General features: G+C 60.5%; 6 protein-coding genes. 2 read left to right on the top strand and 4 right to left on the bottom strand.

Going from position 1 to position 15,977, the window contains the following annotated elements; all coding sequences use genetic code 11:
• Window positions 1-14 precede the first annotated feature (14 nt).
• The 4 genes from FHS64_RS02690 to FHS64_RS02675 all read right to left on the bottom strand — a co-directional run bounded on the left by FHS64_RS02690 (window position 15) and on the right by FHS64_RS02675 (window position 3,145).
• On the bottom strand, window positions 15-1,208 hold the full coding sequence (locus tag FHS64_RS02690) for a DUF418 domain-containing protein (protein WP_167175254.1): 1,194 nt from the start codon (window positions 1,206-1,208) through the stop codon (window positions 15-17).
• Window positions 1,209-1,233: 25 nt separating this feature from the next.
• Entirely contained in the window at window positions 1,234-1,803 is a 570-nt protein-coding gene (locus tag FHS64_RS02685; RefSeq protein ID WP_167175251.1) for a hypothetical protein, read from the bottom strand.
• Window positions 1,803-2,684 (bottom strand): 3-hydroxybutyryl-CoA dehydrogenase, encoded by an 882-nt coding sequence (locus FHS64_RS02680; RefSeq protein ID WP_167175248.1) that lies wholly within the window; start codon window positions 2,682-2,684, stop codon window positions 1,803-1,805. Before FHS64_RS02680 ends, FHS64_RS02685 begins: the two co-directional genes overlap by 1 nt.
• Before the next feature lie 134 nt (window positions 2,685-2,818).
• Entirely contained in the window at window positions 2,819-3,145 is a 327-nt protein-coding gene (locus FHS64_RS02675; protein ID WP_167175246.1) for a YggT family protein, read from the bottom strand.
• A 682-nt stretch (window positions 3,146-3,827) separates the two neighbouring features.
• Between FHS64_RS02675 and FHS64_RS02670 the strand changes: the two genes are divergently transcribed.
• Both FHS64_RS02670 and FHS64_RS02665 read left to right on the top strand, forming a co-directional pair.
• On the top strand, window positions 3,828-12,245 hold the full coding sequence (locus tag FHS64_RS02670) for an SdrD B-like domain-containing protein (RefSeq protein WP_167175243.1): 8,418 nt from the start codon (window positions 3,828-3,830) through the stop codon (window positions 12,243-12,245).
• Complete coding sequence (locus FHS64_RS02665) at window positions 12,242-15,880, top strand: OmpA family protein (RefSeq protein ID WP_167175240.1); 3,639 nt, start codon at window positions 12,242-12,244, stop codon at window positions 15,878-15,880. The genes FHS64_RS02670 and FHS64_RS02665 overlap by 4 nt, the downstream gene beginning before the upstream one ends.
• The last annotated feature ends 97 nt before the right edge of the window (window positions 15,881-15,977 follow it).

The raw sequence follows: 15,977 nt of genomic DNA, 5'->3' as shown, positions 1-15,977 counted from the left end.
GCTGCAATCCGGCTTTAGGCCGCGGCGCGCGAAAGTGACAGCTTGCGACCCTCGGTCAGCGAGCGCCAGACCCACTCAAACGGCCCCCAGCGATAGGCTTTGAGCCACAGATGGGCAAAGAGGATCTGCACCACCCACACCGAGGCAATCACACCCCACAGGGCCGCCGGACCCATCTGTCCATACAGTTTAGGTCCCCACGGCATGTAGAACAGCGTGGTCATGATCAGGGTCTGGGTCAGATAGGTGGTAAAGGCCATCTGGCCGACCGGCCGCGCCCATGCAAACAGGGCAGGCAGCTTGATGATGATGGCCGCATAGGCCAGCGAGATCGGCACCGCCAGCGACGAGCCAACCATATTCATCCCGCGCGACGGCAACAGTTCGGGCGCAACACCCCCCTCGACCCATGCTGCCCAGCCCTTGAGTGCCAGCGCAGAGAGGCCGACCGCGATGATGGCGGCATAGATTTTGTTGCTGAGCTGGCCATGGAAAAACCCGACCTTGAACAGGCCCATGCCCAGCACCATCAGGGCAAAGACCGCAGGGGCCATGATGGTCAGGCTCATGCCCTGTACAATGGCCCAGCTGACCAGATTGGCCAGCATGGCCGCGCCATAGCCGGACTGGACCTTGACCACATCGGCCAGAATACCGGCGGTTGTGACCTCGGCATGCCCCTCGAATGCGGCTGCAATCTCCGGCGGCATGACCGGCATCAGCAGACCCAGAGACGCCTGAAGAAAGATCAGGGCGGCGGTGATGCTGCCACCGACAATCAGCAGCATTTTGCCGGATAGGCCGCGCATCAGCATCACAAACAGGCCGGTCCATGCATACAGCATCAGGATGTCGCCAAACCAGAAAGCCAGCCCGTGGATCAGACCAAATACGGCCAGCCAGCCAAGGCGGCGCAACAGCTTTTTACCGCGTTCCCGGTCATTGCGTTCGCCGCCCACCAGATAGATGGACACTCCGAACAACAGACAAAACAGGGTGCGGAACTTGTCGGCAAACAGGGCCTCGATGGCCCATGCGCCAATGCGGTCATTGCCCTGTAAAACGCCATCGACAGCCATGGGCAGCTTTTGCATGGCCAGCATGGCATCCATCGGCCAGCTATAGGCGAGGGCATTGACGACCAGAATGCCCAGAACGGCGACGCCGCGCACGGCGTCCAGATTACTGATGCGGTTCACAGTCCCCATTATGTCCCCCGACAATGGTGGCCGCCTAGAACGGGCGGCGTATAGGCGGCGCGGCCTTGCCATAGGCAATATAGGCCACGCAGATACCGCCCCACAGCGCATAGCTGACCCCGACCATCAGGGCCAAGGGCACGCCGATAACACCAAAGGTCAGCACCACAGTTTCGATGGCGCCCAGCGCCTGAACAAAGCTTTCGCCCGCAAAACCGGCGACGATGGCCAGTGCCAGCGTCATCAAAACCTGCAAACAGGCGGCCAGAAGACCGCCATAGATGACATAGCGACCGATCACGGCGCGGCGTGTCCATGGCGCATTGTTCGGGCGCTTGGCCTTGGCCAGACGGTTGATGGCTATCGGCGCGGCAATCAGGCCCACGGCCAGCAGAATGATCCGCCAGTCCGTATCCAGCCCCGACCACAGATTATGCGGTGGCCAGAACGGGAAGGTCAGCAACAGCGGTGGCCATGCGGCCGCAACGATGGACGCAATGATCTTGGCCTGTAGCGATTTGCGCGGTGTTACGCGCTCCGAGCCGGGAAACCGGTCGATAATGCTGGGCGTATTCGGATTCTGGGGTGCGGAATGGTCGGTCATCAGCGTGTCGGTACCGGCGTTTCGCCCGAATAATCATAAAAGCCACGGCCGCTCTTGCGACCCAGCCAGCCCGCCTCGACATACTTTACCAGCAGCGGGCAGGGGCGGTATTTGCTGTCGGCAAGGCCTTCGTGCAGCACGTTCATAATGGCCAGCGCCACATCCAGACCCATGAAGTCCGCCAGTTCCAGCGGTCCCATCGGGTGGTTGGCACCCAGCTTCATGGCCGTATCAATCGAGGTGACGGTGCCGACACCTTCGTACAGCGTATAGATGGCCTCGTTCATCATCGGCACCAGAATACGGTTGACGATGAAGGCGGGGAAATCTTCGGACGCGGTGGTCTGTTTGCCAAGGCTCTCGGCAAAGGTGACAGCGGCGTCATAGGTGGCCGCCGAGGTGGCAATACCGCGCACAATCTCGACCAGACGCATGACCGGCGCAGGCTTCATGAAATGAAGACCGATAAAGCGCTCGGGGCGGTCGGTTTCCGCCGCCAGACGAGTGATGGAAATCGACGAGGTATTGCTGGCCAGCAGGGCGTGCGGGGCCAGATGCGGCACAATATCGACCCAGGCCTGTTTCTTGGCAGCTTCTTCTTCCAGAACCGCCTCGATGACCATGTCGGCTCCCGAAACGGTGTCGGCCAGGGAGTCGCAAACCTTGATACGGGCCAGATAATCTTGCGCCTGAACGTCGGTAATCAGGCCGCGCTCAACACGGCGCGCCAGACTGGCGGCGATCTCGCCTATGGCCAGAACAGCACGGCCATGGGCTGTGTCGTATAGTTTCACGTCATAGCCGCCACCGGCGACGGTCTGGGCAATGCCCGAACCCATCTGGCCCGCACCAATAATGGCGACTGTTTTGATCCCGCTCATACGACTCTACAGGTTCGCACCCCGCAAGGGGCATAAGAATACCAGCTTAGGACCCCGCGCAGGGCGTGCAAGCACCGAATGGTGGCCGACGCATAATCCTGCGCCGGCGTGTCCACCAGTCAACGCAGTAGGCCCTAACCGCCGATGAGGCGCAGCGACGTCAGGTGCAGGGCAGGGACCACATAGATCTGCAGGCCCTGAATGATGATCAGTGCCACCACAGGCGTTAGATCAATCCCGCCCAGCGGCGGAATGAAACGGCGCAACGGTGCCAGAATGGGCGAGGTGATGCGGTCCAGTGCCGTGGCCAGCTGATAGACGAAACGGTTGCGGTAATTGATGACATCAAACGCGAATAGCCAGCTCAGAATGGCATTGGCGATGATGGCAATCAAAACCAGCTTGAGCGCGGCACCGATCAGGAAGAACAGAAAGCCGACAAGGCTGGCAGCAAGGGTCATGGACAGGTTTCCGGTAAAAAGTTGGCCTGTTCTAGCCTCGCCCCGCGCCCGCGCCAAGGCGCGCTGTGCCGCAGCCACCCCGACGATGTGCGACCGATCAGCCTGAATGGCCCGCTTCGCTGATGTTTAAGGCGTGTTTGGGGTCGTTTTGATCGCCGCAAAGCCATCCTGTCGGACGTTTCAGGGCGTAGAAAAGGACGGAAAGATTTTCCTCTATAATTATAATGTATATACAGCGGTTAATGCGTGGTCTTAAATAACATTGAGTTTTAAGTTTCAATATTACGTAATTGGTATGTTGAAATTGATAGCGTGATAGTGTTCCGAGGTCCCATTTCATGCACACGTGTATTGGGTATGTGGTGTGGTTCTAAACTCGCCACTCGACCTTGGGTGACTAAGTAATTCTACATAGCCGGCAAGACGAAAATTGGCAAAATAGTCGCGTTCGGTTTTGAATACAGTTTGTTACATATCGCAGCGTGGCCATACGGAACAAAAAGGCGCTAGAAGCTCCATAACCGGATCGGTGGGCGATGTGGGGGCGGCTGTAAGCGTCAGATTTATTCAAATCTGGCGCTGATTTTCGTCACTTCACAGGCCTGACCTTCGTCGGACTGGAGACTGTGAAGTGTTGAAATTGCTCGGTTTGTTCAAGCGTGTTGCGTTGCGTGCAATGCGCGTGGCCGCACCCCTTGCTATGGTCGGTGTTGCAGGAGTTGCTGTCGCAGGCGACCTGCAGGTTTCCGACTATTCGTGGGATCCCAATCCTGTTGCGAACGGTGGTCAGGCGAAGTTCACGATCACGGGTGCCAATAACGGTCCGGGTGTTGTGACCGATGCGGTTGTGACAATTGCTGTTCCGTTAAACTTCTCGGTCCAACCCGGCGCGTACCCGAACTACTGCACCCTGTCCGATGATGTGGGCAGTCAAACCTTGACCTGTAATCTGCCGAGCCTGGCGGTCGGCAATTTCGAATTCGAATATACGGCGAACGCCATAAAGGTCGGTTCGGAAACGACGTCGGTGACGATTTCGTCCGCGACCAATACGGGTAACGATCCGGCTAACGATACGCTGTCGGTTTCGCCGGCTGTCGTGGCGGGTGCCGATCTGGTTGTCACCAAGGATGACGGTCGTCCGACCAGCAGCATCCCTGCCGGTGGCACGCTGAACTATACATTGAAGGTTGTGAACAATGGCCCCGACGCAACCGGTGCCATTCGTCTGGTCGACAACCTGCCCGCCGCCAGCAATTTCGAGTTTATTTCTGCGGCCGGTACGAACTGGAATTGTACGCATGCCAATACAGTGGTCACCTGTGATTATACGGGACCTGATGTTCAGGGGGCCCTGCCCGATGTGATCGTGTCGGGGCGTGTGCTGGCGACCGGCGGTACGATTACCAATAATGCCTTCACGGAAATCTCGGGAAGCGACGTTCGTGATCCGAAGCTCGACAATAACTCCGCTCCGGCGGTTGTGACGACGATTGAACCCGGTGCAGACTTCGAAGCCGAAAAATCCATGCCGGCCTCGATCATCGAGGGCGATGACGTCACTATTACTCTGGGTGTCCGCAACCGTGGCCCGCTAGAGGTTGCGGGTGCGACGATCACGGACGTGATCGCGCCTGAATTCCAGATCGTAATGCCGCTTCCGACAGGATGTTCGGCCGTAGGCCAGACGGTCACCTGTATAGCGGGCAGCCTCTCGACGGGTCAAAATCAGGACTTCCCGATTTCGGTCAAAGCGATCGCGCCGACCGCCGGTGTGGTTGTGAACACGGCAGATGTCACCCTGCCTGCGGGCGTTACCGATCCGACCCCGTCAAATAACAAAACAAATGTCAGCTATCAGATTTCGGCCCCTAGTTCCGACCTGACCCTGACAAAGAACAAGGGTCCGAACCCGGTTGCCGCGAACGGCATCATGACCAGCACGATTACCCTGACCAACAAGGGTCCGTCGGTGCTCAATTATGATGTGGGCACACCGCTGCGTATTGTTGATACGGTCACTGCGAATGAAACCTTTGTTTCGGCAGATGCGCCCTGGACCTGTTCTCAGACGAACTTGCAGATCACGTGTGAACTGGAAGGTCCGGGGACTCTGCCCGTTAACGGCAATATTCCGCTCGTCCTGAAGACGCAGGCCGGAAATGCCGCGGATATGGATCTGGAGAACACGGCCTGCACTGGAACGACCGGCGGTTCGGGCGCTTTGCCGGGCGATGGCAATACTGCGAACGACTGTGCGACCGCTGATACGCGTGCGACGCCGAACGCTGCCGACCTGTCCATTGTGAAAGAGGTCAGCCTCGACAAGGCGACGTGGACCCAGACACCGGCAATCACTGTCGCCGATAACGTCAACTCTTTCTATATACGCCTGACAGTCGCTAACGCCGCTGGTGGCCAGATTGCGCGTACCGTCAAAGTAACCGACTTGCTGCCGAACCATCTGAATGCAGGTTCGATGGTCACTGCGGTTGTAGAGGATTCGAAAACCGCAGGCACAATGAGCTATAATGCGGGTACCGGCCTCATAGGCTGGGACCTGACCGATCTAGCCGCCGGAACCAGCCACACTCTGGTGGTTCGCGTTGACCGCCCGTTTGAAAGTGGCGAGTTCACCAACAAGGCTAGGGTTTCGTCGCCGGACACGACCGAGCTCGACACTCTCAATAACGAGTCCGAGGCCAAGTACACGATCGCGCCGATTGCCGACATCACGCTCAACGGTAAATCGATTACGCCGGATCCGGCGCAGGTCGGTGTGTTGTCGACCTATGAAATCAGTGTGCGCAACCTGGGGCCGAACCCGGCCGCCGGTGTGGTTGTTACGGATATTATTGATCCGACACGCTTCGAACTGGTGGGCGAGCCGAGCTCTACGCTGAACACTGCAAACTGCACGAAGGATGATTCGTCAGGTCTGGTCCAGTGCGCGATGGGCACAATCGCCCGTAATGTCACCTACCAGATTCACCAGCCGGTTCGTGCGCGCTATCCGTTTGGCGGAAGCACGTCGTTCCCGGCCACCCACACCAACACAGCGTCGGTCACCACCACGACGCTGGAAACCGATACCACCAATAATAGTGTCTCGAAGACACACGATGTGTCGGGTCCGCAAATGGATCTGGCCATTACCAAGAATGAGCCGAGCGCGGCCTATGATCCCGTGCCCTACGGCTCACAGCTTGTATATGATGTCCGCGTCACCAATCTCGGCCCGTCGCGGGCTTCGAATATCATCATTACAGATACGCCGGCTCCCCCTGCGGGCTATACGATGACGCTTGCGGGCGCTCCTGAGATCAATCCGGTCGGAGCGAGTGGCGGTAACACACGCTACACGCCGCCGGCACCAAGCTGTGTACCTTCGGGAAGCGATATCCAGTGCCGCCTGCATGGTACCGATGTCAGCCAGAACTATCTGGACGCACGTCATCAGGTTATTTTCCGTCTGACTTTCAATGTGGTGCCTGATGCAGGTGTCCCGCCGCCGACCGGTACGCTGACATTCTCCAACAGCGTCAATGTGATCTCGCTGGAGCAGGACAACATCACGACGGTTCAGGCTGACAGCCAGTTGGCCAACAACAAGGCGACCCAGAACACGACGATTATTCCGTCGACCGATCTGGAAGTGGTTTCCAAGACCCGCATCACGGATTCGCCGGTCGAGATTAACCAGCCTGTCGAATACAAGGTTGTCGTTCGCAATAACGGCCCGTCACCGACCACACAGATCCGCGTTTCGGATCAACTCCCGACGGGCTGGACCCGTGTGGGAGGGGAAACGGCTGTCGGTTCTGGTGGTGCAAGCGTTTCCAATCGCGAATGTTCGGGCACGGACAAGGTCATCTGCGTTCTTGACGGTACGTTCCCGGGCAATGGTGATCTGGTCACCGTGACCTTCTTTGCCAAGGCTCCTGATCCGTACGACGGTGATTTGAACACTGACCTGACCAACACGGCTGAAATCAAGCCGGGTCAGGACAGCTTGGGTGTGGAAATCAGCCGTGACTCTGTGCCGACCAATAATACCGGTACCGCAGTTACGCAGGTTACCGAGTCGTCGATTGCGGGCACGGTTTACGCTGACAACAACCTCAATGATGCGATTGATGCGGGCGAAGCTCTCTCGGGCGTTACTGTCAAGCTGACGGGTACGGATAGCTTCAATAATGCGATTGCAGAGCGTACGACCACTACGGCTGCCAATGGCACGTTCAAATTTGAACGTCTGCCGGCCGGCTCCTACACGATCGTAGAAACCCAGCCGTCACGCTATTTCGACCGCAACGAGACGGCAGGTACTGCCGGTGGCGTTGTCGATAACGCGGTCTATAGCAGCGCGGCTGACTACAACACGATTTCCGCCATCAACCTGCCTGCGAAAACCGCAGCAACGGACTACCTCTTCCAGGAAATCGAAGCCGCAAAGGTTTCGGGTGTCATCTATGCCGACATGAACAATGACGGTGTGCACGATGCGGGCGAGACTGGCTTTGCGCCTACCGCATTCAAGACAGCACCTCATCTGGAGCTGACGGGTACCGACTATGCCGGTAACGCCGTCAACCTGACGACAAATGTTGATGCGAACGGCCAGTATCAGTTCACCAATGTCCCGCCGTCGAATGGCAATCCGTACACCGTGACCCAGCTGGTTCAGCCGGACGGTGCTTCGGATGGTCTGGACACCAACGGTGGTACCAATGTGGTTGCGGGTTCGCGCGGTCGCACGGCCCCCGAGGGCATTGTCATCGGTACGGTTGCACCTGCCGACAATCTGACCGGTCGTAATTTCGGTGAACTGCTGACCTCGACCCTCGGCGGTATGGTCTTCCTTGACCCGAACTCGGATGCGACCCGTGATGCGTCTGAAACCTCGGGTCTGTCGGGCGCTATTGTCCGCCTTACCGGCACGGACGATATGGGTCAGGTGATTGATTGTTCGATCACCACGACCGCTTCGGGTCTGTACCAGTTCCCGGTGGCGGGCCATGCCCTGCCGCTGTGTCAGGTGCTGCGTCCGGGCGACTATGCTCTGGAAATCACGCCGTCTTCGGGTCTGACCCATACGGGTGCCTATCTGGGTTCGCTGGGTGGTACCTCGAACGGCCTGACCGGCACGAACACGCCTTCGGCGGGGGCTGCGGCCCTGCAGGTGACCGGAATTGAAATTCTGGCTGGCTCGGATGGCACCAAGTATGACTTCGGTGCGATCGGTGAAGGCCTCAGCGGCTTTGTCTATATCGACCGCAATGCCTCGGGTGTCCGCGATGCAGGCGAAGCCGGTATTCCGGGCGTAACCATGACCCTGTCGGGTACGACGGCCAGTGGTCAGGACGTCTGCACCATGATCGTCTGTGAGGTTCAGACCGACGCGACGGGTGGCTTTATGTATCTGGGCGTTCCGGGTTCGGACGCCACGGGCTACACCCTGACCGAGCAGGCCCAGCACACGGCACCGCTGTCGAGCTATACCGACGGTCTGGAAGCTGCGGGCAATCTGGGCGGCACTGTGGGCAATGACGTCATCAGCAATATTGTGCTGGCGATGGGGACCCTCGGTACGAACTACAGCTTCGGTGAAGTGGCCGGTTCGCTGGCGGGTTCGGTCTTTATCGATGCCGATAATGACGGTGTCCGCGATGCGGGCGAGGCCGGCATCGAAGGTGTCGAAATCACCCTGACGGGTACGACCAAGGACGGTCAGGATATCTGTGCCTGGCGCGCAGCCCTTGATCCGGCTCTGTCGTGCACGATCCGTACGGATGCCAATGGCAACTATATCTTCAACGATATGCCGGAAGGCGATTACAGCCTGATCGAAACCCACCCCGGCCAATATGCCGACGGCAAGGAAGGCGCGGGTACGGCTGGCGGTACAACCGATAATTCGGTCTTCAACGGCACGCCTGCCGCCAACACCATCAGCAACATCACGCTGGGTGCGGGCGAAAAGGGCACCGACTATGTGTTCGGCGAGCAGGCCGTCGTCATCAAGGGCAGTGTCTATAAAGACATCGACCGTGACGGTGTGCGCGATCCCGAGGACACCCCGATCGGTGGCGTCGTGATTGAACTGTACGAAAACGGCGTACTGGTCGGCACCACCACAACGGATGCGGACGGTAATTACAGCTTCACCGACTTGCCTTCGGGTGACTACACGATCCGCCAAACCCAGCCGGACGGCTATGGTTCGTCGACCCCGAACGAGGTTCAGGTCAACCTGACCCCGGGCGTCGAGCAGTCGATCGACTTTGGCGAAACCGTCAGCACCATGTCGGGCCATGTCTTTGTCGATGCCAATAATGACGGCATTCGCCAACCGGGCGAGGCACCGATCGCTGGCACCGTTGTGACCCTGACGGGTACCGACGATGCCGGTAATCCGGTAACCCGCACGGCCACCACCAATGCGCAGGGCGAGTGGGTCATCGACGACCTTCTGTCCGGCACCTATCAACTGGTCGAGACCCAGCCGGATGGCTTCTCTGACGGTGCAGACAGCGCCGGTAGCGTCGGCGGCACGGTCGAGGCCGATGGCGACCGCATCTATGACATCACCCTTCCGGTGGGCACGGATGCAACCGACTATGCCTTTGGCGAGCGTGGCCAGAGCCTGACCGGCACTGTCTATGTCGATGTGGACGGCGACGGTTCGTTCACGCCGAACGATCGTCCTCTGGAGGGCGTGGTTGTCGAACTGCGCAAGCCGAATGGTGAACTGGTCGCGACGACCACCACCAATCCGGACGGCAGCTATAGCTTCGGCAATATCCGTGGCGGTGATTACGTCGTCGTGGAAATCCAGCCGGACGGCTATGGCAATGGCCGCGAAAACCCGACCAACCGCGTTCCGGTGACCATCGTTTCCGATGAGACACCGCCGGTTGTGAACTTCGGCGAGCGTACAGGTTCGCTGTCGGGCCTCGTCTATAACGACACCAACAATAATGGTGTCCGCGATGCCAACGAGCCGGTCATCGGCGGTGTCACTGTGACGCTGACGGGAACGGATGCGCGTGGCGAAACGGTCACCCGCACGACGGTCACACAGGCCGACGGCAGCTATGTCTTCACCGACCTGCAGGGCGGCACCTATTCGGTGACCGAAACCCAGCCGGACGGCTATGACGACGGTATCGACACGGCGGGTACGTCGGGCGGTACCTCGGACGGTGCCGACACGATCAACCAGATCGTTCTGGCTCCGGCCACGGATGCGACCGGCTACCTGTTCGGTGAGCGCGGTGCCGAAGCGGCCGTGTCGGGTACGGTGTGGATGGATACCAACCACAACCGTGCTCTGGACGGCGGCGAAGAGGTGCTGGCCGACTGGACGGTCGAACTGTTCCTGGGCGATGTCCTGATGGGCACGGCCCTGACCGGTTCGGACGGTGGCTATGCCTTTACCGGCGTGGCTCCGGGCTCGGGCTATTCGGTCCGCTTCCGTCACCCGCAGAACAATGCGGTCTATGGCGGTGCGCGTCCGAACGAGAACGGAACCGCCTACACCAATGGTACGGTTTCGCCGTCCAATCCGGGTGGTGCGACCATCCGTGATGGCGAGCTGGCCGACATCACCCTGCAACCGGGTGCCACTGTTCCGCAGCAGTCCCTGCCGCTTGATCCGTGGGGTGTCGTCTATGACTCCGTGCGCCGTACGCCGGTGCAGGGTGCCATTGTCGAGATCAACGGTCCGGCTGGCTTCGATCCGGCCAAGCATCTGGTGGGCGGTGAAAGCGGTCTGCGTCAGGTCGTCGATGCCAAGGGTCTGTACTACTTCCAGCTGGTCAGCTCGGCTCCGGCGGGTGTTTACACCCTGTCGGTGACCCCGCCGAACGGCACCTACAACCCGATCCAGCCGTCCAGCATGCTGCCGCCTTGCGTCGGTCCGCTGACGGTGAACGCGACGCCGGACCCGATGCTGGTCTCGACCATCAACGGTGCCCCGCCGATCGGTACGCCGGAAACCTGCACCACAGGGACGCTGACGACCGGTTACGTTCTGACGCTCAACCTGACGCCGGGCCTGTCGGCCAATGTCGTGAACAACAACATCCCGCTGGATCCGATCCTCGAGGGTGCCATCGAAGTCACCAAGACGACCCCGATGGTCAATGTGGTTCGCGGCGGTCTGGTCCCGTACGTTGTCACCGCCCGCAACACGCTGGCTGGCACCGTACCGGGCGTGACGGTGACCGACCGTGTTCCGGCCGGCTTCCGCTACCGTGAAGGCAGTGCTCTGCTGGACGGTGTCGCGATCGAGCCGATCCAGAACGGTCGTCTGCTGAGCTGGCCCGACCTGACCTTCGCGGCAGGTGAAACCAAGCGCTTCCAGCTGATCCTTGTGGTCGGTGCGGGCGTAGGCGAGGGCGAGCACACCAATACGGCGTTCGCGCTCAACCCGACTGTGGACCAGATCATCTCGAACATCGCCGAGGCGACCGTTCGTATTATTCCGGACCCCGATTTCGACTGCACGGACATCCTCGGCAAGGTGTTCGACGACCGGAACGGCAACGGCGTACAGGATGACGGCGAACCGGGTCTGGGTGGCGTGCGTCTGGCAACGGCGCGTGGTCTGCTGATCACGACCGATGCCGAGGGCCGCTACCACATCACCTGCCCGATGATCCCGAACGAGGACCGTGGCTCCAACTTCATCGTCAAGCTGGATGACCGCACCCTGCCGACAGGCTACCGCGTCACCTCGGGCAACCCGGAAACGGTTCGTCTGACGCGCGGCAAGTTCGCCCGCCTGAACTTCGGCGCCAGCCTGCACCGCGTGGTGCGTCTGGACCTGAACGCCGAAGCCTTCGAAGGCAGCGATCTGCGTGCAGAGTTCGAACAACAGTTCGAGACCCTGCTGGTCACTCTGGCCGAACGTCCGTCGGTCCTGCGTCTGGCCTATGCGTCGCAAGGCGAGGATGCGGATGTGATCCGCGACCGTATCGCCAAGGTGCGTCGCATGATCCGCGACCGCTGGAACGATGCCGGTGACCGTTACCGTCTGGTGGTCGAGGAAGAGACCGTCATTGCGTCAACTTCCAACGACGGAGGCGTGCAATGATCCGCGCGTCGAACAAACTGCTGACCGCCCTGTTTATGGGCGGCTCGGCCATCGCTCTGGCCACGGCTGTTCAAGCGCAAGACGCTTCGAACAGCCAGGATCAGGTCTATTGCGGCCGTGACACGGATCGTCCGTGCGGTCCGGTAGCCGATGATGCTGCGGTGGAACGCCGTGGCGTCGGCAATAACCTCGAAGCCGCCGATCGCGGTGCCTCGACCCCGTTCCGCATCAGTGTGGACGGGGAGGGGGACACCGACGACCTGCGCGCCGACCGCCAGCGCCGTCAGGATCTGGCCTTGGCCGGTGCCGATGTCCGCGTACAGGCCACGGGCTTTGATGTCCGTCCTGTGCTCAGCATCGTCGCCGACCAGCCGGTCATCCGTGCGGGCTATCCGGTGCGTTTCTTCACGCTCAGCAACTATGCGGCGTTTGTAGAACGCGCGGAAATCCGCATCTTCCGCGCTGACCAGAATACGGGTGAAGCCCCGATGACGGTCATTCCGCTGCGTGTCGGTGAAACGGCCACATGGTCCACCGACCGCGAGCAGGCGGGCGAGCAACGCTATCGCTATCTGCTGCGCGTCTATGGGGCCGAAGGCCGCTATGACGAGACGGCGGCAAGCACGCTGGGCGTCACCCATGCCATTTCCGTGACCAAGCCGGATATTCTCGAAGGCCCGTCCTTCGAGAATATGCGCACGACCGATTCCATCGCGGTACGCGGTGCGGCTGTGACCATCAGCGGCGAAGTCGAGGACAAGGCCACGCGGGTCAGCGCCTTTGGCGCGCCGGTGCCGGTCGATCTGGCGGGCCGTTTCATGGTCCAGCAGATCGTCCCTGCCGACACCAAGTCTGTGGCCGTGCAGATTGCCCGTCCGCAACAGGCTCCGGTTGATCTGATGCGCGAAGTGGTTCTGCCGCGCAGTGACCGCTTCTTTGTCGGTATTGCCGACATCACCGCCGGTAGCCGTAGCTTCGATGCGGCCAAGCTCGAACTGCTGGGCGATACGGGCGACCATCGCGACGACTTCGTGGATGGCCGTCTGGCCTTCTACTTCAAGGGTCTGGTCAAGAACGACTGGCAGGTCACGGCCTCGGCCGATACCGGCGAACAGCGCCTCAAGAACCTGTTCGACGGCTTCCTCGAAAAAGACCCGCGCTCGATGCTGCGTCGCCTTGATCCGGATATGCACTATCCGGTCTATGGCGATGACTCGGTCACGGTTGAAGATGCGCCGACCTATGGCCGTTTCTATATCCGTGCCGAAAATGAAAACACCGACGCCATGTGGGGTGTCTTCCAGAGCCATCTGGGCGGCAACGAACTGATCCGTCACCAACGCACGCTGTACGGTGCCAATCTGGACTGGCGCAGCGAGGGCGTGACCGAGGGCGGCGAGCGCCGTACCGAGCTCAACGTCTTTGCCGCCGATCCGGGCACGATTGCCAGCCGCGAGGACTTCGCCTCGACCGGCGGCTCGGTTTACTTCTTCCGCAACCGCGACATTGCACCGGGTTCCGAGCGCGTCTTCCTAGAAGTGCGCGACAAGGATTCCGGTCTGGTGCTGGAGCGTCAGGAACTGATCGCCGCGCGCGACTATGATGTGAACTATCTTCAGGGTCGCGTCATGCTGCGCAACCCGCCGCCGATGACGGCCGGTTCGGACAGCTTTGTCCAGCAATCGACCCTGTCGGGCAATCCGGTCTGGGTGGTTGCGACCTACGAATACTCGCCGGGTCTGACCCGTCCAGATGCCTTCACCACAGGCGCGCGTGCCCAGCACTGGCTAAACGAGCGCGTTCGTGTGGGCGGCAGCGCCTATCACCAGGGCGAAGATCAGGCCTCGCAAGACCTGTTCGGTGCCGATGTGCTGTACCAGCACGCCGCCAATACCTTCGTGAAGCTTGAGTTCGCTCAGGCCGACGGTCCGGGTGATGGCTCGTTCCTGTCGTCCACCGGCGGTTACGACTTTACCCAGATCCGTACCGAAGCCGATCAGGCCAATGCGGTCAGCCTGACCTTCGGCGGCAAGATGGACGAGGTCGGTATCGACCGCGATGGCCGCTTTGCCGGTTACTACAAAAAGCGCGAGGCCGGTTTCTCGGCACCGGGCGAGCTGACCTTCAGCGAGACGCTGGACCAGTATGGCGGCTCGGTTGATCTGGCCCTCAGCGAAACCCTGCGCCTTCAGGCCAAGGGTGATGTGACCGACGGTCGTCTGACCGAACGTCACGCCATCGAGGCCGGTCTGCGCCGCGAGGTGGCACAGGGCTGGTTCGGTTCGATCGGTATCCGGTCGGACAAGCAGCAGGGCCAGCGCACACCGTACAGCCCGCTCTATGTGCCGCCGCCCAGCGAAGGCACGCGGACCGATGCGGCTGTGACCCTCGGCTATCGCCACACGCCTGATCCCGACAATCAGGAACGCGACATCCATGATGCGCCGTGGGCGGTCTGGGCTCTGGCTCAGGCGACCCTCGACCATGATGGTGGCCGCCAGTCGAACGACCGCTACGGCCTCGGTGCCGAATATCAGGTTCATGACCGCCTGAAGTTCAAGGGCGAGCTGTCTGACGGCGATATGGATTTCGGAGCCGATCTGCGTGCCGATTTCGCCATGTCCGAGCGTGGCAGCCTGTATCTGGGCTATGCACTGGCCGGTGAAAATCCGGATGCCATGTCGGGGGGCCGCCTCGGTCGCCTGACCGGGGGTGCCCGCCAGCAGATGAGCGAAAAGACCAGCGTCTTTGCCGAGCAACGCTATGACCATGGCGAAGGCCCGACCGGCTGGACCCAGGCCTATGGTGTGGACTTCAGCCCGATCGAGGCGTGGACCTTCGGTGCCCGCTACGAAACCGGCACCTTGTCCGATGCGCTGGGTCAGGAAATCGAGCGCATGGCCATCGGTGCAACTGCCGACTATGGCAGTGATCGCCTGCGCTGGGCCTCGGGTCTGGAGTTCCGTAAGGACGACGGCACCACGGTGGGCGAACGCACCACGGTGACCACCCGCAACCAGATCACCTACAAGGCGACCCCTTCCTTACGTCTGTTTGCCAAGGCCAACATCTCGATGTCCAATTCCGATCAGGAAATGGCCATGGATGCGGACTTCTACGAGCTGGCTCTGGCCAGTGCGTATCGTCCGGTGGACAATGACCGCTTCAACATGCTGGCCAAGTACACCTATCTGGCCGACCTGCCGTCGCCCGCACAGGTGGACGCGCTGGGCCAGAACCTCGACTATGCGCAACGCAGCCATATCGCGGCTGTGGACGGCACCTATCAACTGACCCCGCGCCTCGCGCTCGGGGCCAAGGTGGCTTACCGCATCAGCGAACTGCGCGCCTCGCGTGACGAAAGCGCACAGTGGTTCGACAGTGAGGCCATGTTCTGGGCTGTCCGTGCGGACTACCAGATCGTGCGCCGCTGGGATGTTATGGTCGAGATGCGCGACCTGCGTATCAAGGAAGCCCATGACAGCCGTCTGGGCGCTCTGGTCGGTGTCTATCGCCACTTCGGCGACCACATGAAACTGGGTGTCGGTTATAACTTCACCGACTATTCGGACGATCTGGGTGACCTCAGCTATGACGAGAACGGCTGGTTCGTGAACCTGATCGGCAAGTTCTAACCGGACCATCCGATAAATGTGAACAGCCCCCTCGACGAGGGGGCTGTTTGCATTTCGGAGCAGGATTTTCCTTAACCCGCACAGTCTAGGCTCAAGG

Source organism: Brevundimonas terrae, assembly GCF_011761985.1.
GTDB classification, from domain to species: Bacteria; Pseudomonadota; Alphaproteobacteria; order Caulobacterales; family Caulobacteraceae; genus Brevundimonas; species Brevundimonas terrae.
This window is presented reverse-complemented; position numbering and strand designations above follow the sequence as displayed.